We start from the raw sequence: 19,673 nt of genomic DNA on the forward strand, positions 1-19,673 counted from the left end.
CCTACGGGCGCGTTCGACGCGGCCCCATCCTCACTGATAGTGGTATCGCATGCGTGGACGGTTGATGTTCGGTGCGTTGCTCGTCATGGCCCTGCTGGCCGCGGTGCCTGCAGTCGGAACCGCGGCCGGAACCGCGGCCGGTGAGGTGCCCGGCGAGAGCACGACGACGAATCCGTGGTTGCGACCGCCGAACTTCGAGACGGTCGGTGGCCTCGGCCAGATCTCCATCACCGAGGCCGAACCGGGCGACCTCGTCCAGCTGGGACGATGGACCTTCTACGACGACCAGATCGGTATCGAGTTCGCCGGCAGCACCCTGGTCGACGATGCGGGAAGCGCGATGTTCCGCCGCCTGGAGGCCGGCCTCTACCTCGTCGCGACCGGCAAGCGGGTCAACTGGCAGGTCGAGGTCGGCGACCCGGCCGATTCCACACCGGAGCAGGCGTTCTATGACGAGCAGGTGATCGACGAGGGATTCACCTACATCGAGACCCGCGACGGCACGACGCTGTCGGCCTATGTCGTCCTGCCCGGGCCGATCGAGGACGGTCCGTATCCGACGGTCATCGAGTACAGCGGCTACAACCCGTCGGATCCCTACAGCGGTCTCGGCGGTCTCGCCGGTGGGCTCGACCCCACGCCCCTGTGCGGTTCGTTCCCGACCCTGTGCAAGGCGCCGGCACAGCCCGGGTCGCTGCTCGCCGGCCTGTTCGGGTACGCAACCGTCGGGGTCAACGTGCGCGGCACCGGCTGCTCGGGCGGGGCCTACGACTTCTTCGAGGCCATGCAGGTGCTCGACGGCTACGACGTCGTCGAGGCCGTCGCCGCGCAGCCGTGGGTCCAGGACAACGAGGTCGGCATGGTCGGCCTCTCCTATCCGGGCATCTCGCAGCTCTTCGTGGCGGGCGCCAACCCGCCGAGTCTGGCCGCCATCACGCCCTTGAGCGTGTACGGCGACACCGCCACCGGGATCCTCGCCCCGGGCGGGTTGCTCAACACCGGCTTCGCGACCTCGTGGGCCGACCAGGTCCTGCGCAACGCCGAGCCGTTCGGCACCGGATGGGTGCGTCGGGCGATCGACGAGGGCGACACCCAGTGCGAGCAGAACCAGCAACTGCGACTCCAGAACGTCGACGCGACGGCGAAGGCGCGGGCCAACCCGTACTACACCGACGCGGTGGCGGGACCGCTCGACATCCGGAACTTCGCCGGCGACATCGAGGCCGCGGTCTTCATGACGTCGGGATTCCAGGACGAACAGACCGGCCCGAGCTTCGGCGATCTGCTGGGCGAGTTCGACTCGGCCGAATCGGTGCACCAGATCGTCTACAACGGCTTGCACGCCGACGGTTTCGCACCCCAGATCCTCTCGGAGTGGGCCGCCTTCCTCGACCTGTACGTGACCAAGGAAGTGCCGGCGAACGATCCGGCGCTCACCCTGCTGACGCCGGTGCTCACCCAGGGCATCTTCGGCGGCACCATTCCCTTCCCGAGCAGTCGGTGGGGCGACGTGTCGACCCACGCCGAGGCAGTGGCCCGATGGGAATCGGAGGACCCGATCCGGATCCTGATGGAGAACGGTGCGGGCGGCGCGCCGTACCTCCCGATCGCCGCGTGGGATCACTCCACCACGCAGTGGCCGCCCTCGGGAACCGAGGTGCAGCGCTCGTTCTTCCTGGCCGACGGTCGGCTCGTCGACGAGGGCGCCGACGCGCCGGGAACCGGTGTGACGATCCAGCCGAATCCGGCCGTGAGTCAGACCCATTGGTGGGTCGGCGGCGACATCTGGTCCAACCCGACGGTGCGGTGGACGCCGCAGGTCGCAGGGGAGAACGCCCGTTTCCAGACGGAGCCGCTCGAGGAGGACCTCGTCCTGGCGGGCACGGGCAGCGTCGACCTGTGGATCCGTTCCGACGCCGACAACGCCGAGCTCGAGGTGCTGCTCAGCGAGATCCGCCCCGACGGCCAGGAGGTTCGGGTCCAGGTCGGCCAACTCGAATGGGCGTATCGCGGCCTCGATGCATCGTCGACGGAGCTGCAACCGATCCAGTACGGCCGCGAGGACGACTATGCCCTGCTCGAGCCGGACGTCTGGTCGTTCGGTCGGATCCAGGTCCCCTCGTTCGCGCATGCGTTCCGGGCCGGCTCCGCGATCCGCATCACGATCAACACCCCGGGCGGGGACACGGCCCGGTGGGAGTTCGAGCTCGACGGACCGGGGGCCGAAGCCACCCACGTGATCGGGACGGGTGAGGGCCATCAGTCGTCGGTGGCCCTGCCGGTGGTCGCCGATCTCGCCGCTCCCACACCGTTGCCGGCGTGTGGTTCGTTGCGCGGCCAGCCCTGCCGCACCGCCCCGCCGATCGAGAACCGGGTGGTCGACGCCGAGTCCTGACCTGGCACCTGCGTCGCGGGGCGGCAGGGCACACCGCTAGCGTGGAGCCGAATGGAACGGCCGACCAGCGCTCTGCTCACGGACCACTACGAGCTGACGATGGTCGCGTCCGCGCTGCGGTCGGGGATCTCCACGCGACGTTCGGTGTTCGAGGTCTTCGCCCGACGGCTGCCGACGGGTCGCGCCTACGGCGTGATGGCGGGGATCGACCGGCTCCTCGACGCCGTCGAACGGTTCCGTTTCGACGATGACACGGTCGGCCATCTGATCGAGCGGGGGGTTGTCGAGGAAGGCCCGATGGCCGACTGGTTGCGGGCCTACCGCTTCACCGGCGACATCACCGGCTATGCCGAGGGTGAGCTCTTCTTCCCCTACAGCCCCGTGCTCACGGTCGCCGGTTCGTTCGCCGAATGCGTCGTGCTCGAGACCGTCATGCTCTCGGTGCTGAATCACGATTGTGCCGTCGCGTCGGCGGCCGCCCGGATGGCCGACGCGGCCGGCGGGCGCATGCTGATCGAAGGCGGTTCGCGCCGTACCGACCCCGAGGCGGCGGTTGCCGCGGCCCGCGCGTCCCATGTGGGTGGCTTCGACACGACGTCCAATCTCGAGGCCGGTCGCCGGCACGGGATCCCCACCGGTGGAACAACCGCCCACGCCTTCGTGCTCGCCCACGACACCGAGGAAGCGGCGTTCGCGGCGCAGCGCGATGCACTGGGTGTTGCGAGTACTTATCTGGTCGACACCTTCGACGTGCTCGAGGGCATTCGCCGCGCCGTGGCGGTCGTCGGCACCGACATCGGCGGCGTCCGCATCGACTCCGGCGAGCTGCTGGCCGACAGCCGTGCCGCCCGCGCCCTGCTCGACGGTCTCGGCGCGACCGGTTGTCGCATCGTCGTGTCGAGCGATCTCGACGAGTTCCGAGTCGCCGAACTCGAAGCGGCCGGTGCGCCGATCGACGCGTATCTGGTCGGCACCAGCCTCGTCACCGGGTCGGGTCATCCGACCGCCCAGATGGTCTACAAGCTGGTGTCGATCGCCGACGACGACGATCCGGCCGCGCCGCTGCGTGCCGTCGGCAAGCTGTCGCCCGGCAAGCGCACGATCGGCGGTCGCAAGGACGTGCATCGCACCTTCGACTTCGACGGTCGCTACGACAGCGAGGTGCTGTCCGTCCTCCCCGTCGAGCTGCCCGACGATTCGATGTCGCCGCAGGTTCCGCTCGTGCTCGACGGTGAGGTCGTCGCCGATCTGACCGACCCGGGCGAAGCACGGGCCCGGTGCTTCGAGCGGCGGAGCCATCTCCGGCCCGAGGACCGCACGCCGTGGCCGGCCACCACCCCCGCGATTCCGACCGTGTGGGAAGGCGTCGAGGCGCCCCTGTCGGCCGCGGTCGTCAACACATCGGTCGCCGGTTCGACCCTGGCCGGTGCTCACCCACCCCATCACAACGGAGGGATCCCACAATGACTCGAGCGTTGATCGTCGTCGATGTGCAGAACGACTTCTGCGAGGGAGGTTCGCTCGCGGTCGAGGGCGGTGGCGATGTCGCTCGCTCGATCAGCGCGCTGGTCGGCACCGACCGGGCCGGCGGCGACTACGACGTGGTGGTGGCGACCAAGGACTGGCATGTCGATCCCGGTGAGCACTTCGCCGATCCGGCGATCGGGCCGAACTTCGTCGACACGTGGCCGGTGCACTGTGTGGCCGAGAGCGACGGTGCCGCCTTCCACCCCGACCTCGATGTCGCCGTCGACGAGATCTTCCTCAAGGGTCGTCGCACAGCCAGCTACACCGGGTTCGACGGTGGCGCGATCGCCGACGAGTCCGTCCACCTCGGCGAATGGCTCCGAGCGCGCGGCGTCACCGACGTCGACGTGGTCGGACTCGCCACCGACCACTGTGTGCGGGCCACCGCGCTCGACGCCGTCGAGGCCGGGTTCGCCACGCGGGTGTTGCTCGACCACTGTGCCGGTGTTGCGCCCGAGACCACCGCGGACGCGCTCGCCGAGATGACCGGCGCCGGGATCGCCCTCGTATGAGTGGTGCCGTCGACCCCGGGTGGGGTCAGGCGGTCAGGAAGGTTCCGCTGGCGTTGCTCCCGACGCGGGGTATGAGGATGGCCGCCGGTTCGACCGACAGCCTGACCGTCATGCGTCTGTTGTGGCTGACCTTCACCGCCGCGATGGTGCTCCTGGGTGTGGTGGTCGTGGTGATCGACCGGGTGGCTCCGGGCGGCGGCGTCGACGGTCGAGGCGTGGGCGCGGTCGTGGTGGGCCTCGGGGTGATCGCCCAACTCGTCGCGGCGAAGGTCGTCAACGACATCGCGGGGTCGACCATTCCGGAGGTCCGGGCGGCGGCGCAGCGGGCGTTCTTCCTGCGGGTCGCATTGGCCGAGCCCGCAGCACTGCTCGGCTTCCTCGGGTTCGTGGTCAGCGGCAACGCGGCGGTCTACGGCGCCGGCTTCGTCGTCGGCATGGCAGGCATGTTCGACGCCGCCCCGACGCGGGCGTGGCTCGACCGTGGGCAACAACAGCTTCGGGCCGCAGGGTCCGACGTCGAACTGCTCGCCGCGCTGGTGGGCGGCGGACTCACTCGCTGACGTGCGCTTCCCTCACAGGGCGGGGATCAGCACCAGTGGAAGTCGTGGATGCCGATCCATTGGAACGCGGTCCAGTTCGAGTTGTCCTGGTGGCGGATCTCCAGCCGGGTGATCGGCTGATCGAAGACGACGCCGACGTTGCCGGTGGCGGAACTCGTCGACGAGGTGCCCCGCACGGTGTTGGCGGTGACCTGGACCTGGGCGCCGCCGACGTTCATGGCCGCGGGGTCGATCGTGCCGCCGCCGTTGGAACCGATGACGCGGACGGTGTCCTCCCAGCTGAATGTCGCCCGGTCGACGTCGACGAGCGAGAAGCTGGGACACACGGGCACGGAGAACTGGAAGATCAGGTCGACGTACTGGCCGTTGCGGGCGTTCTCCATGGCGGTGATCACCGGATTGTCGAGCCCGTTGAGCACACTGTTCCAGGCGACACCGGTGTAGCCGGGCTGCTGGCGCCCCCACGGGTCGAGCACCGAGAACGTGATGGTCACCGAGTTGTCGTCGGACAGGAAGCTGCTCGGCAGGGGGCTGCCGGCGAAGCGGGAGAAGTCGACCTGGCGGGACGGGCTGAGGCAGCTGCCGGCGGCGGCGGCCACCGACTCGAGCGACAGGACGGAGGGCGCGACCCAGATGCCGGCGGACGCGACGGCGCCCGCCTTGAGCATCGATCGTCGACTCACCGGGGGGAGACTGCGACGCGAAGAGAGAGGGGTGTCCTGCTCCATCTCTTCTGAATTCGGCCCGGAGATCGGCGAACTGAGCCGCTCCGGACAAATCGTCCACACGGCCCATGGGAGCGTCGACGCCTGGGAACCGACCCTTCATGGGTCGTTCGGCCCATTGTCGGCCGACGGCACGGTGCGGGCACTGCCCGCAGTATCCATGATAACTCCGTGATTGCGCATGCATATGGGGGTAGGGTCTCGCGATGGACCTCTCAACCTCCCCCGACCAGGAACTCGTGCTCGCCGTTGCCGACAGTTGGGATCGTCTGCTCGCGCGGCTCGAGAGCGGCCTCTCGCACGTCACCGGCATCACGTTCGCCGAGTACCGCCTGCTCCGGGCGATCGCTCGGTCTCCCCAGCAGCGAGCGAGCCGCGTCGACCTGGCCGAACGGGTGGGGCTCTCGCCCTCAGGGGTCACACGGGCCCTGCAACCACTCGAGAAGCTCGGCTTCGTCGAGACACAGCGCGGTGAACGAGACGCCCGCCTCGCCCTCGCCGGCCTCACCCCCCACGGGGAGACCCTGGTGCGCGACGCTTCCGCGGTCGTCGACGACGTGGCCGCCTCGATCCTCGACCAGGCCCCCGATGTCGCTGCGTCTCGCCAGACGCTCGTCGCCCTGTTGGCCGACCTGGCTTCCTGACCGGGCCTGGCTCGCCGAGCAACGCTGATGGACACGACTCGACGTGACGAGAAACTCCGCCTCCTGGCCGATGCCGCGGCCCGGGCGGCCACCTATGTCGCCGCCGACGCCGCGACCTTTCCGAGCCCGCACGACGTGGCCGCGCTCGACGGGCTCACCGCGGACCTGCCGGACGAGCCCACCGACCCGTCGGCGGTGATCGCCGAACTCGACCGACTCGGATCGCCGGCCACCGTCCGCAGCACCGGCGGCCGGTACTTCGGGTTCGTCAACGGCGGCACCGAGCCGGAGGCCCTCGCGGCCAACGTGCTCGCGGCGGCCTGGGATCAGAACGCCGCACTCCCGATCATGTCGCCGGCCGCGGCCCGCTTCGACGAGATCGCGGCGAGGTGGATCGTCGAGATCCTCGGTCTTCCCGCCTCGGCGACCGGCGGCTTCTGCGCAGGAGCTGCGGTGGCCAACCTCACGTGCGTGGTCGCCGCGCGCGACGCACTCCTGGCCGCGCAGGGATGGGACGTCGGTGAGCGGGGCCTGATCGGCGCACCTCCGATCCAGCTCGTGGCGTCCGAGGAGATCCACATCGCGGTGCTGAAGGCGTTGCGTGTGGCCGGGCTCGGCACCGGGGCCATCACGATGGTGCCGACCGACGAGTCCGGGCGGGTCCGTGTCGACGCGATGCCGCCCCTCGATCCTTTCGCCCTGGTGCTCGTGCAGGCCGGCAACGTCAACACCGGCCACAGCGACCCGTTCGCTCCGATCGCGGAGCTCACCGGCGCAGCGCAGGGTTGGCTGCACGTCGACGGCGCCTTCGGCCTGTGGGCCGCGGCCTCGCCGACGCATCGACGACTGGTCGACGGTGTCGACGGGGCCGACTCGTGGGCGGTCGATGCCCACAAGTGGTTGAACGTCCCCTACGACTCGGCGATCGCGATCTGTCGGCGCGGGGAGGACCTGCGTCGCGCGATGGCGATGAACGCGGCGTATCTCCCGGCCGACGCCGAGCGGGCGTCGATGCACCTCGGCCTGCAGATGTCGCAGCGGGCCCGGGCCGTGGAGGCGTGGGCGGTGCTCGCAACCAAGGGACGCCGTGGAGTGGCCGACATGGTCGACCACACCTGCGCGCTGGCGGCGCGCATGGCCGATGCGCTCGGGGCGGCCGGCGCCGAAGTACTCGCGCCGCAGGCCCTCAATCAGACGCTGGTGGCGTTCGGCGACGACACGACGACGGCGGCCGTCATCGCCGCGGTCCAGGCCGATCGCACCGCGTGGGCCGGCAGCACGACCTGGAAGGGCCGACTCGCCATGCGGATCAGCTGCTCCGACACACTCGCCTCCGTGGACGACGTCGACGCCGCCGTCGCCGCGATCATCCGCAGCTGGCGTTCCGTACAGCCCGCGACGGGGACGGTGTGATCAGGCCTCGGCCAGGTTCTTGATGCCCTCGACGGTGGCTTCCATGTTGACGCGCCACTCGTCGAGCCGGTGCTCGACGATCTGCTCCTCGCGGTCGGGCCGGGCCTCGAGCATCGGGGTGAGCCCGGACGGTCCGAGTCCCATCTGCGCGGTGAACGTGAGCGTCGTGGTGTCGCCGTGTGGATCGAGCGTGAACCGCCACTTCGACAGCGTCGCGTCGGGTCCGCCGGGGTCCCATCCGAAGGCCCGTTGCGGTTCGCAGACCGACACGCAGCACCGCACCGTCCACCGGCCAACGACCGGATGCTCGTTGGTGCCGTCGAACAGGGCACCGACCTCGGGTCCGGTGAAGGGCTCGACCCACTCGCCGCCCTGGAACTCCGTCGAGAAGCGGGCGGGGAGGTCGATGTCGGTGATCAACGGCCAGAGCACCGCCGGCGGTGCGGCGACCTCGGTCGACACCGAGACGATGGGCAGGTCGGAATAGCGGGCCATGTGGTCACTCCAGGATGGCGTTGGTCGGGAGGGCCACGATGCCGGTGGCGCCGAGTTCGCGGAGATCACCGAGGCGGGCCCACAGCTGGTCGTGCTGCACCACGAGATGCACGGCGACGAGATCGTCGCGTCCGGCGAGGGGGAGCAGGGTCGGGGCGGCCAGGCCGGGGAAGATCGTGCCGAGCTGGTCGACCTGCTCGGGCGGGATGTGCAACACGAGGTACTGATGGCTCGTCGCGGCGCGGGCTGCCTCCATCCGCAGGAGCAGGCCGGCCACCTCGGGGGACTCGGTCGTGCCGGGGTGGGCGAACACGGCCTGGCACGCCGCGGCGACCTCGATCGCGTGGAGCGAGTTGCGGCGGAGACTGTTGCCGGTCTCGCGGAGGTCGACGATCGCGTCGGCCAACCCCCGGGCGCAGATGCCCTCCAGGGAACCGCCCATGGCGACGACCTCGATGTCGACGCCCTTCGACGCGAACCACCGCCGTGTCCAGTTCGGCAGATGTGTGGCGACGGTGCGTCCCGAGAGATCGGCGACGGAGGTGTAGGGCGCGTCGGTGCGGCACGCGACGACGAGGTCGGAGCGGGAGAAGCCGAGGTCGATCGCCGGCCAGTCCTCGATCTCGTTCTCGAGCGCGGTGTCGGTGGAGATGAACGCGGCATCGAGTCGTCCGGCCCGCAGCCAGGCGGCAGCGTCTCGCGGGCGCATCTCGATGAACTCGATGTCCTCCACCACGAGGGCGGCGTTCTCGGTGCCGAGTTGGCGCAGGTTGTAGCCCGCGTGACGGAGCAGGTCGAACACACGGTCGCGCAGACGACCCTTCGACGGCACGGCGACGCGGGCGCTCACGATCGTCGAGCCTCGAGTACCGCGAAGACGTCGCTGAGGGGGACGTCGACCGCGACGAGACCGACCATCAAGTGGTAGATCAGGTCGGCGGCCTCCTGTGCGGTCAGGGCCGGGTCGTTGGTGGGGCGACCGAGTTCGAGACAGACCTCGAACGCCTCCTCCATGATCTTGCGCTGGGCGAGTTCGGGATCGGCGAGGAGTTGCGCGGTGTAGGACTCGTCCGGATTCGCGGTGCGACGCGATCGGAGGACCTCTTCGAGTTCGGCGAGAATCACTCCTCCACCCTACGGCCGACCACCTGCGCCCCGCTCGGGCACCTCGCCACCGGGGAGGAGCGCATCCGATCGGGCCGGATGTGCGCGGACCGTCGCTCCGGGCTCGACCGTCGGGGGATACCGTCCGGCGTGATGACCGATGCACCCACGATCGTGACGATCGACCAGGCGATCGACGCGCTCGATGCCGAGATCGAGCGGTGTCTCACCCTGAACGACCCCTGCGGCTACTTCGCGGTCGTCTACCGCGCCGTGACGGCTCGGGTGCGCGACGGCATCGCCGCCGGAGAGTTCGCCGACGGGGCTCGCATGGAGCGCTTCGACGTGCTCTTCGCCCGGCGCTACCTCGACGCCGCGGCGGGGTGGCAGGCCGGCACCGAGGTCCCGGCGGTGTGGCGCGTTGCGTTCGAGACCGGGAGCAGCCGCCGACACCTGGCCGCGCAGCATCTCCTGCTCGGCATCAACGCCCACATCAACCTCGACCTCGGCATCGCGGCGGCGTTGGCCACCGAGCCCGGCGACATCGACTCGCTCCGCGACGACTTCGAGCGGATCAACGACGTCCTCGCCGAACTGGTCGACCGGATGCAGCGGGCGATCTCGTCGGTCTCGTTCAGCGCACGCGCGATCGACGTCGTCGGCCTCCGCTTGGACGAGGCGCTCGTCACGTTCAGCCTGCGCCACGCCCGCGCCGCTGCCTGGGAGTTCGCCTCGGTCCTCAGCAGCCAGCCGCCCTCGGGTCGCGCTGCGCTCGAAGCCCAGCGCGATCGTGAGATGACCGAGCTGGCGCACCGCATCGCACGGCCGGGCTGGCCCCTGCGGTGGGTCGTGTCGATCGCGCGATTCCGCGAACGTCACGACCTCGCGCGGGTGGTGGCCGAGATGGCGACATGATCCGCCCGGTGCGGCCGATCGGGGCGCGCGGACCGGTGCTCGCGGCACTGGGGATCGTCGTGGCTGCCGGCCTCGCCACCCGTCGGGTCGACGCGATGCCCGGACTGATCGAGGACCATGCCGGCGATGTCCTGTGGGCGACCGCGGTGGTGCTCGCACTCGGTGTGCTCGTGCCGAGCCGTCGGCCGCTCGAGTCGGCGATCGGCGGTTATGCGATCGCGACGGCCGTCGAGGCGTCGCAGCTCTGGAATCCGGCATGGCTCGACGATCTCCGGTCCAACGACCTCGCCGCCCTGGTGCTGGGCCGAGGTTTCCTCTGGGTCGATCTCCTCCGGTACGCCGCAGGTTGTGTGCTCGGTATGGCGTTGCTCACGCTCGTCCATCGCTCGACGGCGGTGCCACCCCCCGCCTAGGTTTCCTCGATGGGGACACGAGGAATTCGCATGATGGTTGCGCTCGTCGCGACGATGGCTCTGGTCGGGGCATCGTGCGGCGACGATCAGGGTTCGATCGGCGCAGACGATCCGAGCCCGACCGACACGGTCGCTGCCGACGACTCGACCCCACCCGACGACGAGCCCGCCTCGACGACCACCGAGGCACCGGTGGAGCTCACCGCCAGCGCTCGCGGGGTCACCGAGAACTCGATCAAGGTGGGAATCGTCCTGTTCGATCTCGACGCGATTCTCGAGCTCGGTGTCGATGTCGGCTACGGCGACCACACCCAGCACTACCAGGTCGTCATCGACGAGATGAACGACTCGGGCGGCATCCTCGGTCGCCGGATCGAGCCGGTGTACGAGCTGGTCTCGCCGGTCGATCCGGCCGCTGCGGACCGAGTCTGCGCCGAGCTGATCGAGGACGAGGAGGTCTTCGCCGTACTCGGCACGACGCGTCCCCCCGAGAACGTGCTCTGCTACACCGAGTTCGGCGAGACGCCGTTCATCGGGGCGCCGAGCGGTGATCTCACCGACGAGGTGTTCGATCGCTCGGCCGTCCCCTTCATCTATCCGGGCCGTGTTCCGAGTCGAACCGATGGCGCCATCGTCGCCGCGCTGGAACTCGACGGCGCCATCGAGGGTGGGGTGCTCGCCGTACACGGCGCCGACGAGAACCGCGTCGCCTCGCTCGCGGCTGAGCTGGAGTCCCGGGGTGCGGTTCGCGTCGTCCAGAGCGTCGAACTCGCCGACGAAGCCGATCAGACGGCGCTGGCGTCCGAACTCGACCGCACGATCGAACGCTTCAAAGCCGACGAGGTGACGGGCGTGGTCAATCTCGGGGACAATGTCGCCTTCTTGGCGGCGTTCAACCGTGCCGGCTTCGGCATTCCCGTGTGGACGGCGTCGCCCGACGTGCTCGCCGACTTCATCTACGACCAGGGAGCGACCGACGAAGAGATCCGCAACGTGCGGCTGGTGCTGTCCGAGACCGGTGGTGATCTGTACGAAGCAGGCCACGGGCCGACGACCGAGTGCGTCGACCGTTGGAACACGGCACGGCCCGATGAACCCGCGCTCGCGAATCCGGGCGAGGACGACCTCACCAACCTCGGCCAGGTGGTTCTGGCGTGTGCCGCCCTCGACATCTTCGACCTCGCCGCGACCGCTGCCGGGGCCGACCTCACCGTCGAGAGCTTCACGGCCGCGCTCGACGACATCGGGTCGTTCGAGACCGCTGGGAGCCGGGCTGCCTCGGTGAGCTCGACGAAGTGGGACACCAGCGATTCCGCGAAGCTGTTCCGCTGGTCCGACGCCGACGGTGGTTTGGTCGGTGCCGAAGACCTGGAGCTGGGCTAGGCCGACCGGCCGGCCAGCGCGGTGGTGAGGCCGAGACTCAGATAGACGACGCCGGCGGTCGTCTCGCTGCGTCGCGCGAGGCGGGGCGAACGCCGGAGACGGGAACCGATCCAGCTCCCGGCGAGGGCGTAGGCGCCATCGGTCACGAGTCCGAGGGCGATGAAGAGCAGGCCGAGGGCGATCACCTGGGCGGTGGTGTTGCCGGCATCGACATCGACGAACTGCGGAACGAAGGCCAGGAAGAAGACGGCGGTCTTCGGGTTCAAGATGTTGAGCACCACGCCGTCGGTGAACACCCGTCGTGGCGAACGGTGCAGCGATTCGGGAGTTGCATCGACGAGCATCCGGCGGTGACGCAGGGTCGTGATGCCGAGATACACGAGGTAGGCCGCGCCGGCGAGCTTGATCACGGTGAACGCGGTCGCCGACGCGACGATCAGGGCGGACAGCCCGAGCACGGCCGCCGCGATGTGCACGAGCGTTCCCACGTGGATGCCGATCACCGAGACCAGACCCGCCCGCCGTCCCTGGCTGGCGCTGCGGGCGACGATGTAGAGCACCGCCGGGCCCGGAATCAGCAGCAGGGCCAGCGCGGCTCCGGAGAACACGAGGGCGGTGGTCGCGTCGGGCACGGCGCGATCCTACGTCGGAGATACGGTGCTCGTTCATGGGAAAGGCCCTCGACCATCTCCTCGACATCCTCGATCTCGAACGAATCGACGCCGACATCTTTCGGGGACAGAACGAGACCAGCGACTGGTTCCGCCTCTTCGGTGGGCAGGTGGCGGCCCAGGCGCTCTGCGCGGCCCAGCGCACGGTCGAGGAGCACCGGGTCCACAGCCTGCACGGCTACTTCCTTCGCGGGGGCGATCCGAAGACGCCGGTGACCTACACCGTCGATCGGATCCGCGACGGCCGCTCGTTCACCACACGGCGGGTCGTCGCCCTCCAGAACGGCAAGGCGATCTTCAACACCTCGATCTCGTTTCACGTCGCCGAGGAGGGCTACGAGCATCAGGACCCGATGCCTGTGGTGGACGACCCCGAGACCCTGCCCACGTGGGCCGATCGGGCCGAGCAGCTGAAGGGGAAGATCCCCGAGGAACGTCGCGAGTGGCTGTTGCGCGAGCGTTCGATCGAGACCCGTTCCGGCCTGCCCCACAGCATGTTCTCGGGAGAGCCGAGCACCGAACCGAATCCGGTGTGGATCAGAGCCAACGGCGAGGTGCCCGACGATCCCGACATCCACGCCCAGCTCGTCACCTACGCGTCCGACATCGCCTTCGTCGACAACATGTATCGGCCCCACCGGCGCCGCGATGCACCGGGGGTGATGCTGGCGAGCCTCGACCACGCGCTCTGGTTCCATCGTCCGGTGAAGCTCGACGACTGGCTGCTCTTCCATCAGGACAGCCCCAGCGCATTCGGTGCCCGCGGATTCGCCCGCGGTGCCATCTTCGATCGGGCCGGCACCCACCTGGCCTCGGTGGCGCAGGAGGGCGTCATGCGCGAGCTCGATCCCGACAGGTCCTCCAGGGGCTGAGTCACCGCCGGCCTTGGTCAGCCGTCGAGGTGTCGATCCCAGCCGATCCAGCCGTTGCCCGAGCCGTGGCACGTGCAGCTGCAGCGGAAGCCGGGAGCCTGGGCTGGATGACCGGGCTCGGGCCACCAGCCGGCGCAGGCTTCGTGGTCGTAGACCCGCGGCTGCCCGGCGATCTCGGCGCTGCCTTCGCAGCCGGAACCGAGCACGGGGGCGTCACCCTGCTCCTCGATGCGGCACGGAGGGGCATCCCCGGTCTGCAGAAGGTCGGCGCTGGGACGCGACTCGAACACCATTGGTCGTGTTTCCGTTCTCCCAACCCGGCCGGGCGGAACCATACGCTCAGTGTCGGGTTCGGGCAACCGCAACCCGACGAACCCCGACACCGGCGCGCGAGCGGAGCTATGCGGGCACCACGCCCCCACCGCGGGGGACCAACCAGGACGTCGCGGTTCGGACCGGGGAACCGGCGACGCTGACGTCGTCGACGTGGCGGTAGTCGGCCCGCCATTCGTCGGTCGTCACCGTGTGTTTCACCCAGCCCCGCTTCGCATTGTCGGCCCACTTGATGTGGGCGTTCTCCGCGGTGATCAGCGGGAGCAACGCTCCGAGCAGATCGTTGCCCGAGGAGGAGATCGATGTGCCGACGAACTCGGCTCCCATCGGGGCCGACCCCGGATCGTCGTAGTCGGTCAGGACGTCGGACACCCCGCTCGCGTGGATGTCGCCGGTGAGGATGATGTTGTCGTGGGGTCGGCGGGTCCGCATCGTCTCGAGGACCTGGTCGCGGGCGTGGACGTAGCCGTCCCACTGATCGAGGTTGTAGAGCTCCTGCGGGCCGGGGATGAGGTCCATCTTCGAAAAGACGACCTGTTGCGCGAGAACCGACCAGTCGGCCTTCGAGCGGGAGATCCCACGATGGAGCCACTGGCGCTGCCCTCGGCCGAGCATCTCGCGGGACTCGTCCTCGACCGGGTCGCAGGCGGGTCCGACCTCGCCGCACTGGTCGGCGCGGAACTGGCGCGTGTCGAGCACGAAGAAATCGGCGAGTCGACCCCAGGGAATCTGACGGTGGATGGAGAAGTCCGCACCACGTGGTGCGCGGCGACGGAACGGCATGTGCTCCCAATACGCCTTGTAGGCGGCCGCCCGGCGGGCCCTGAACGCCGCCGGATCCGGCGTCGAGCTGCCCACCTCGGGGACGAGGCCCGCGTGATTGTTCTCCACTTCGTGGTCGTCCCACGTGAACAGCCACGGTGCGGCTTCGTGCGCGGCCATCAACGATGGGTCGCTCTTGTAGAGGGCGTATCGGTTGCGGTACTCGTCGAGCGTGATCGACTCCGGGAGCGGGTCAGTTCGTACCCCTCCGCCGGGCGACTCGTAGATGTAGTCGCCGACATGGACCACCAGATCGGGCTGGGCGTCCACGAGATCGTCGTAGGCGGTGTAGAAGCCGGCGTTGTAGCGCTGGCAGGAGACGAGACCGAACACCAGGTCTGCCGGTCGGGCGTCGGCGCGCGGCGTGGTGCGGGTGCGCCCGACGGGGGTTACGTGGCTGCCCACGCGGAATCGATACCAGTACTCGCGGTCGGGTCGGAGCCCCCGCACGTCGACGTGCACGGAGTGACCGTGTCGCTTCTGGGCTCGGCTCCATCCCCTGCGGACGACATGGGCCATCGACGCGTCGGAGGCGACCTCCCACTCGACGAGGTACGTGTCGTCGGGCATCCCGCCGCCCTCGGTCGGGCTCGGCGCGAGCCGGGTCCAGATCACGACGCCGTTGGCGAGCGGGTCTCCGGAGGCGATGCCCAGGGTGAAGGGGTAGTCGGCGATGGCGGGACGGGTGCGTGCCGCGGTCGTGTCGGCCCGGCTGAGCAGGACCGCCCCAGCGGCAGCACCGGCGACGAACGTGCGGCGGGTCATCCGGCTCTCGGTCATGTCTGCTCCTCCGGTCGGCCGAGGGTGTCGCCGATCGATCGACACCGCGATGAGTTCGGCGTTTCGGAAGCTTCGCGCGAACTCACGATCATGCGCACGAGTCGGCCGGCGGACCCGGGTCACTGGTGACGCATCACCCGCTCGAACTCTGCGGCGAAGTCGAGTGGGGGCGGCGCGCCGACATCGGCTCGGAGTCCGGCGAACGACGCCGGGGCCTTGGCCGGCGGGACGAAGTCGTTGCTGACCGGGAACGGTCGGGCGTAGCCGACGGTGAGGAACGACCCGTCGGGACTGAACGTGGCCGGGGGCGTGCCCGACGTCCCCGAGGCGATCACGAGGTCGTCGGCGCGGAGTTCGACATCGAACCGCCCGCCGGCGGGCCGCAGCGAGACGGTCAGCGAGCGGCTGCCCGGCGGAACCTGCCCGACGACTCGCGCGGTGTCGCCGTCGAACGACAGCACCCAGCGGAGCTCACCCCCGTGCAGGTAGTACGCCCAACCGCAGAGATGGTCGCCCTGCTCACAGAGGACCCCCGATTCGTCGCCGGTGAGGCCCTCGGAGAACAGCGCGGTGAACCGGCCGCCCATCATGAGCATCGGCGCGTGGGTCTCGTGGACCTTGTCGCCGGGGAGAAGGTGGTGCTCGGTCGTGAACACCATCCAGTGGAGGTGGAGGTGAGGGAACTTGTTGTCGCGTGAGTCGTCGATCGGCAGGACCTGGTTGGCCGCGGCTTCGACGTCCCAGAGGGCCACGAGTTCGGCCAGCTTGTCGGGAAGCTCGGCGGCCAGATCGACCGATTCGCTGAAGTCGCTCTCGGTGTCGAACAGATGCCACTTGTCGGCCGCGAAGTCCGCGCTTCCGGTCACGTTGTCGCGCTCGGCTGCCGTGAGCTGGTTGACGTGGTTGGTCACCGCCTTCCAGCCGTCGGCATAGATCGCTCGGCTGCCCCAGCACTCGTAGTACTGCCGGGTCCGAGGATCCGGTGCGCGCGGGTCGAGAAGCGCCCGTCGGATCGACACACCGTCGATCGACATCTGCTCGACACCCCGGCGAACGCGGGGAGCGTCGATGCCGAGCAGGTCGAGGATCGTGGGGAGCACGTCGACCGCGTGCACGTACTGGTCGCGCAGTCCGCCGCCGGATCCGAGACCTCCCGGCCACGAGACGATCAGGGGATCGCGCACTCCACCCTCGAAGGTGTAGCGCTTCCACCGTCGAAACGGGGTGTTGCCGGCGAGGGCCCAACCCCAGGGGTAATGGCCGCTCGAATCGAACCCGCCGAGGTCGTCGATGTGGGCGAGTTCGTCGTCGATGTCGTCGGGATCGTCGGAGATGTAGTGGCGGAGCTGGTTCCACGATCCGTTGGGGCCGCCCTCGGCCGACGCGCCGTTGTCCGACACGAGCAACACGATGGTGTTGTCGGTCTGGCCCGCGGCATCGATCTCGTCGAGCACCCGGCCGATGTGATGGTCGGCATGGGCGACGAACGCGGCGAAGACCTCCATCATCCGGGCGTAGAGCCGCTGACGTTGGGGGTCGATGTCGTCCCACGCCTCGACCCAGTCGGGCCGGGCCGACAGCGTTGCGTCCCTCGGTACGACACCCAGGGCCTTCTGACGGGCGAACGTCTCGGTGCGCCACACGTCCCACCCCCGGTCGAATCGCCCCGCGAAGCGCTCGATCCACTCGGGCGGAACCTGGTGGGGGGCATGGGGCGAGCCGGTCGCGTACCAGAGGAGGAACGGCCGGTCGGTGTTGGTGTTCCGGAGCTCACGCAGTTGGGCGATGGCCTCGTCGGCGAGATCGGCGTCGAGGTGGTAGCCCTCCTCCGGCGTACGAGGCGGTTCGACGTGTTGCTGATCTCGGACGAGGTTGGGTGTCCACTGATTGGTCTCGCCGTTGAGGAAGCCGTAGTAGCGCTGGAATCCGACCCCGGTCGGCCACATGTCGTAGGGGCCGGTGGCGCGTTGGTCGCGCGGCACGAGATGCCACTTGCCGATCGCGGTCGTCGCGTAGCCGTGGTCGGCGAGGATCTCGGCGAGCGTGCCTGCCGACTCGGGGAAGACACCGGTGTAGCCCGGGAAGTTGACGGGGAGATCGGGCAGCATGCCCATCCCGACACGGTGGTGGTTGCGCCCGGTCAACAAACACGCCCGGGTCGGCGAGCAGACCGCGGTTGTGTGGAAGTTGGTGAACCGCAGACCCCGCTCGGCGAGTCGGTCGATGTTGGGAGTGTCGAGGTCGGATCCGTAGCAGCCGAGCTGGGCGAATCCGAGATCGTCGAGCACGATCACGACGACGTTGGGTGCACCGGCGGGGTACGGGGGCGCGGCGCGCGGGGCCCGGCTGTCGGTCAGGGCCAGATTGACGATCGTTTCGTCAGCCGGTGCGTTCTCAGCCAAGGGTGTCCCCGTCGATCGATTCGCGGATGAGATCGGCGTGGCCGCAGTGACGGGCGTACTCCTCGATCATGTGGACCAGGATCCACCGGAGGCTCCAGTGTTCACCGGAGGGGTGGGTGCGGCTACTGAGGTCGTCGAGGGATGCGGCCCGGGTGACCCGCGCCCGCGCATCGGCGACGGCCTCCTCGAACACGGCGACGAGCTGCTCGCGAGACCAGCTCTGGGCCAGTGTCATCTCGGCGTCGTGATCAGCCGCGAAGTCGAGCGATGCCCACGGTTCGGGCATGGCATCGCCGTCGAAACGCTCCCGGAACCAGACCGCCTCGACGAACGCCATGTGGCCGATCAGTCGTGACAACGAGAGCGTCGACGGCGGGAGCGACGCCCGGAGTTGTGTTGCCGACAGGCCATGGGCTCGGTCGAGGAGCGCGGCGCGGTAGAAGTCGAGGAACGCGTTCAGGGTGGTGCGTTCGTCGGCCTGGCGCGGAATCGGTGGCGGTTCCGGACGGTGCATTCGGCCACGCTAGATCCTCAGCGCGACAGAGGGCTCTCCTCGTACTCCTCGAGCAGGCGAACGAGGACGTCGAGCAACTCGCGGAGCGCCGCCTTCACCACCCGGCGACCGAAGAGGACGGTCTCAGGTGATCGGCGGTGTGCGGTGGGCGGCTGATAGGTGGCGCGGAGGCAGATCTCGGTGGTCGCACCCGGGCCCCGTCGAACCAGCGGCCGGATGTCGAGGCGGATGGCCGTGTTCACGAGGAGCCGCTTGGCTGCGTTGCCCTCCCAGGTGAACTCCAGTACCGCATGCTGTGGGCCGACGTCGAGCGGGCCGGCGTTGAGCGAGATCGGATGACCGCGGTCGAACCCGAGGACCGCATCGTCGGCCGCTTCCTGGATCTCGGCCGATCGAGCGACCGCAGCACCGGCGACGTGGGCGAGGATCTCGTCGCCGTGGCGCTCCAGGAGCCACGCCACATCGGCGAAGTTCCGGCGGACGAAGGCGGTGTGTTCGATCGTGCGAAGCATGGGAATGGCCGGGGGGCGCGCCGGCCGGACTCAGAACTCTTCGGTCGGACTGCCCGACCGCTGCGATCGGCGCCAGAAGTAGACGGCGCCCGCGATCGCGGCGACCACGGCGGCGAAACGGGCCACGTTCGCGTTCACCGGCCGCCCTTTGCGGTGGATGCGGTGCAAGGGCCCACGGTCGGGGACATCGGCGTGGCGCGCTTTCTCATCGAGGGTGTGAAGTGCGTTCACTTTACGCGCAGTCGGTTTCGTCGCGAGGGGGAATCTCCCGAGCACGACGAGGGAACCGAAGGGTGCGGTCATCGTCTCCTGGGGGATCGAGCATCCTCGTGTGGGAGAGTGGTGTCCGGCCGGCAATCCGTCGCCCGGAGAGAGGCCACCATGGCCGGCAAAGACAAGGGTGGGCGGAGCGCGAAGACTCCTGCCGCCAAGACCGCCAAAGAGAAGCGCAAGTCCAAGAAGGACAAGAAGGCCGGAAAGGACAACTCCGGCCTGATGCCCTAGCGCGGCCGGCATTCCGTCGCCCGACGCGAAACCGCCGCCTACCGGGCAGTACCCGGTAGACGGCGGTTCGTGGCGGAAGGTATGGGATTTGAACCCATGGTGACCCGAAGGCCACAACGGCTTTCGAGGCCGCCCCATTCGTCCGCTCTGGCAACCTTCCGGGACCGAGGCTAGCGG

At 69.3% G+C, this 19,673-nt stretch carries 21 protein-coding genes and 1 tRNA gene; 11 read left to right on the forward strand and 11 right to left on the reverse strand.

Annotation, left to right across the window (positions count from 1 at the left end):
• The first annotated feature begins 49 nt into the window (after positions 1–49).
• The 4 genes from R2707_17825 to R2707_17840 are packed head-to-tail and all read left to right on the forward strand — an operon-like array spanning position 50 to position 4,994.
• Positions 50–2,395: a CocE/NonD family hydrolase gene (locus tag R2707_17825; GenBank protein MEZ5246956.1), complete on the forward strand. Its 2,346-nt coding sequence runs from the start codon at positions 50–52 to the stop codon at positions 2,393–2,395.
• 51 nt (positions 2,396–2,446) lie between these two features.
• Positions 2,447–3,862 carry a nicotinate phosphoribosyltransferase gene (locus R2707_17830; protein ID MEZ5246957.1) on the forward strand — a complete coding sequence of 472 codons (1,416 nt, stop codon included), beginning with the start codon at positions 2,447–2,449 and terminating at the stop codon, positions 3,860–3,862.
• Positions 3,859–4,434, forward strand: coding sequence for an isochorismatase family protein (locus tag R2707_17835; protein MEZ5246958.1), 576 nt, complete (start codon positions 3,859–3,861; stop codon positions 4,432–4,434). The genes R2707_17830 and R2707_17835 overlap by 4 nt, the downstream gene beginning before the upstream one ends.
• On the forward strand, positions 4,431–4,994 hold the full coding sequence (locus R2707_17840) for a hypothetical protein (GenBank protein ID MEZ5246959.1): 564 nt from the start codon (positions 4,431–4,433) through the stop codon (positions 4,992–4,994). Before R2707_17835 ends, R2707_17840 begins: the two co-directional genes overlap by 4 nt.
• Before the next feature lie 26 nt (positions 4,995–5,020).
• Here the strand turns inward: R2707_17840 and R2707_17845 are convergent, their stop codons facing one another.
• A complete protein-coding gene (locus tag R2707_17845) occupies positions 5,021–5,677 on the reverse strand; it encodes a hypothetical protein (GenBank protein ID MEZ5246960.1) in 657 nt (218 codons plus the stop codon).
• A gap of 248 nt (positions 5,678–5,925) precedes the next feature.
• Between R2707_17845 and R2707_17850 the strand changes: the two genes are divergently transcribed.
• Together R2707_17850 and R2707_17855 are read left to right on the forward strand one after the other, a co-directional pair.
• Positions 5,926–6,363 carry a MarR family winged helix-turn-helix transcriptional regulator gene (locus R2707_17850; protein MEZ5246961.1) on the forward strand — a complete coding sequence of 146 codons (438 nt, stop codon included), beginning with the start codon at positions 5,926–5,928 and terminating at the stop codon, positions 6,361–6,363.
• A gap of 27 nt (positions 6,364–6,390) precedes the next feature.
• Positions 6,391–7,776: a pyridoxal-dependent decarboxylase gene (locus R2707_17855; GenBank protein ID MEZ5246962.1), complete on the forward strand. Its 1,386-nt coding sequence runs from the start codon at positions 6,391–6,393 to the stop codon at positions 7,774–7,776.
• On the opposite strand, the gene R2707_17860 is transcribed toward R2707_17855, so the two are convergent.
• From R2707_17860 to hisE, 3 genes are read right to left on the reverse strand one after another with little or no spacing between them, the layout of a single operon-like run.
• On the reverse strand, positions 7,777–8,271 hold the full coding sequence (locus tag R2707_17860) for an SRPBCC family protein (GenBank protein MEZ5246963.1): 495 nt from the start codon (positions 8,269–8,271) through the stop codon (positions 7,777–7,779). It abuts the gene before it with no gap.
• Between the two features lie 4 nt (positions 8,272–8,275).
• Positions 8,276–9,121, reverse strand: a complete 846-nt coding sequence (hisG, locus tag R2707_17865; protein MEZ5246964.1) for an ATP phosphoribosyltransferase — start codon at positions 9,119–9,121, stop codon at positions 8,276–8,278.
• Positions 9,118–9,396 carry a phosphoribosyl-ATP diphosphatase gene (hisE, locus tag R2707_17870; protein ID MEZ5246965.1) on the reverse strand — a complete coding sequence of 93 codons (279 nt, stop codon included), beginning with the start codon at positions 9,394–9,396 and terminating at the stop codon, positions 9,118–9,120. The genes hisG and hisE overlap by 4 nt, the downstream gene beginning before the upstream one ends.
• Positions 9,397–9,528: 132 nt before the next feature.
• Between hisE and R2707_17875 the strand changes: the two genes are divergently transcribed.
• The 3 genes from R2707_17875 to R2707_17885 are packed head-to-tail and all read left to right on the forward strand — an operon-like array spanning position 9,529 to position 12,086.
• The gene (locus tag R2707_17875; GenBank protein MEZ5246966.1) at positions 9,529–10,290 is read left to right on the forward strand and encodes a DUF5995 family protein; all 762 of its coding nucleotides are present in this window, start codon (positions 9,529–9,531) and stop codon (positions 10,288–10,290) included.
• The gene (locus tag R2707_17880; protein MEZ5246967.1) at positions 10,287–10,703 is read left to right on the forward strand and encodes a DUF2809 domain-containing protein; all 417 of its coding nucleotides are present in this window, start codon (positions 10,287–10,289) and stop codon (positions 10,701–10,703) included. The genes R2707_17875 and R2707_17880 overlap by 4 nt, the downstream gene beginning before the upstream one ends.
• A gap of 30 nt (positions 10,704–10,733) precedes the next feature.
• The gene (locus R2707_17885; GenBank protein ID MEZ5246968.1) at positions 10,734–12,086 is read left to right on the forward strand and encodes an ABC transporter substrate-binding protein; all 1,353 of its coding nucleotides are present in this window, start codon (positions 10,734–10,736) and stop codon (positions 12,084–12,086) included.
• Here the strand turns inward: R2707_17885 and R2707_17890 are convergent.
• Positions 12,083–12,718, reverse strand: coding sequence for a LysE family translocator (locus R2707_17890; protein MEZ5246969.1), 636 nt, complete (start codon positions 12,716–12,718; stop codon positions 12,083–12,085). The genes R2707_17885 and R2707_17890 overlap by 4 nt on opposite strands.
• A 35-nt stretch (positions 12,719–12,753) precedes the next feature.
• Here R2707_17890 and R2707_17895 point away from each other — a divergent pair, with 35 nt between their 5' ends.
• Complete coding sequence (locus R2707_17895) at positions 12,754–13,629, forward strand: acyl-CoA thioesterase II (protein ID MEZ5246970.1); 876 nt, start codon at positions 12,754–12,756, stop codon at positions 13,627–13,629.
• Between the two features lie 17 nt (positions 13,630–13,646).
• Here R2707_17895 and R2707_17900 read toward each other — a convergent pair whose 3' ends face one another.
• The 5 genes from R2707_17900 to R2707_17920 form a co-directional block, all read right to left on the reverse strand.
• Positions 13,647–13,922 carry a hypothetical protein gene (locus R2707_17900; protein ID MEZ5246971.1) on the reverse strand — a complete coding sequence of 92 codons (276 nt, stop codon included), beginning with the start codon at positions 13,920–13,922 and terminating at the stop codon, positions 13,647–13,649.
• A gap of 106 nt (positions 13,923–14,028) precedes the next feature.
• Positions 14,029–15,564, reverse strand: coding sequence for an alkaline phosphatase D family protein (locus R2707_17905; protein ID MEZ5246972.1), 1,536 nt, complete (start codon positions 15,562–15,564; stop codon positions 14,029–14,031).
• 119 nt (positions 15,565–15,683) lie between these two features.
• Positions 15,684–17,966 (reverse strand): arylsulfatase, encoded by a 2,283-nt coding sequence (locus R2707_17910; GenBank protein MEZ5246973.1) that lies wholly within the window; start codon positions 17,964–17,966, stop codon positions 15,684–15,686.
• Positions 17,959–18,480: a DinB family protein gene (locus tag R2707_17915; protein ID MEZ5246974.1), complete on the reverse strand. Its 522-nt coding sequence runs from the start codon at positions 18,478–18,480 to the stop codon at positions 17,959–17,961. The genes R2707_17910 and R2707_17915 overlap by 8 nt, the downstream gene beginning before the upstream one ends.
• Positions 18,481–18,497: 17 nt before the next feature.
• Complete coding sequence (locus R2707_17920; protein ID MEZ5246975.1) at positions 18,498–18,992, reverse strand: hypothetical protein; 495 nt, start codon at positions 18,990–18,992, stop codon at positions 18,498–18,500.
• Positions 18,993–19,373: 381 nt separating this feature from the next.
• On the opposite strand from R2707_17920, the gene R2707_17925 reads away from it, so the two are divergent.
• Complete coding sequence (locus tag R2707_17925) at positions 19,374–19,496, forward strand: hypothetical protein (GenBank protein ID MEZ5246976.1); 123 nt, start codon at positions 19,374–19,376, stop codon at positions 19,494–19,496.
• Positions 19,497–19,566: 70 nt separating this feature from the next.
• Here the strand turns inward: R2707_17925 and R2707_17930 are convergent.
• Positions 19,567–19,656 (reverse strand) — tRNA-Ser (locus tag R2707_17930).
• Between the last annotated feature and the right edge of the window lie 17 nt (positions 19,657–19,673).

The sequence above is a fragment of the Acidimicrobiales bacterium genome, from assembly GCA_041394245.1.
Classification (GTDB): domain Bacteria; phylum Actinomycetota; class Acidimicrobiia; order Acidimicrobiales; family Aldehydirespiratoraceae; genus JAJRXC01.

Coding starts and splice junctions, on each gene's coding strand:
- R2707_17840 (MEZ5246959.1), top strand. CDS start 4,431: ATGAGTGGTGCCGTCGACCCCGGGTGGGGTCAGGCGGTCAGGAAGGTT.
- R2707_17850 (MEZ5246961.1), top strand. CDS start 5,926: ATGGACCTCTCAACCTCCCCCGACCAGGAACTCGTGCTCGCCGTTGCC.
- R2707_17900 (MEZ5246971.1), bottom strand. CDS start 13,922: ATGGTGTTCGAGTCGCGTCCCAGCGCCGACCTTCTGCAGACCGGGGAT.
- R2707_17835 (MEZ5246958.1), top strand. CDS start 3,859: ATGACTCGAGCGTTGATCGTCGTCGATGTGCAGAACGACTTCTGCGAG.
- R2707_17830 (MEZ5246957.1), top strand. CDS start 2,447: ATGGAACGGCCGACCAGCGCTCTGCTCACGGACCACTACGAGCTGACG.
- R2707_17825 (MEZ5246956.1), top strand. CDS start 50: ATGCGTGGACGGTTGATGTTCGGTGCGTTGCTCGTCATGGCCCTGCTG.
- R2707_17895 (MEZ5246970.1), top strand. CDS start 12,754: ATGGGAAAGGCCCTCGACCATCTCCTCGACATCCTCGATCTCGAACGA.
- R2707_17860 (MEZ5246963.1), bottom strand. CDS start 8,271: ATGGCCCGCTATTCCGACCTGCCCATCGTCTCGGTGTCGACCGAGGTC.
- R2707_17915 (MEZ5246974.1), bottom strand. CDS start 18,480: ATGCACCGTCCGGAACCGCCACCGATTCCGCGCCAGGCCGACGAACGC.
- R2707_17905 (MEZ5246972.1), bottom strand. CDS start 15,564: ATGACCGAGAGCCGGATGACCCGCCGCACGTTCGTCGCCGGTGCTGCC.
- R2707_17880 (MEZ5246967.1), top strand. CDS start 10,287: ATGATCCGCCCGGTGCGGCCGATCGGGGCGCGCGGACCGGTGCTCGCG.
- R2707_17885 (MEZ5246968.1), top strand. CDS start 10,734: ATGATGGTTGCGCTCGTCGCGACGATGGCTCTGGTCGGGGCATCGTGC.
- R2707_17875 (MEZ5246966.1), top strand. CDS start 9,529: ATGACCGATGCACCCACGATCGTGACGATCGACCAGGCGATCGACGCG.
- R2707_17920 (MEZ5246975.1), bottom strand. CDS start 18,992: ATGCTTCGCACGATCGAACACACCGCCTTCGTCCGCCGGAACTTCGCC.
- R2707_17855 (MEZ5246962.1), top strand. CDS start 6,391: ATGGACACGACTCGACGTGACGAGAAACTCCGCCTCCTGGCCGATGCC.
- R2707_17925 (MEZ5246976.1), top strand. CDS start 19,374: ATGGCCGGCAAAGACAAGGGTGGGCGGAGCGCGAAGACTCCTGCCGCC.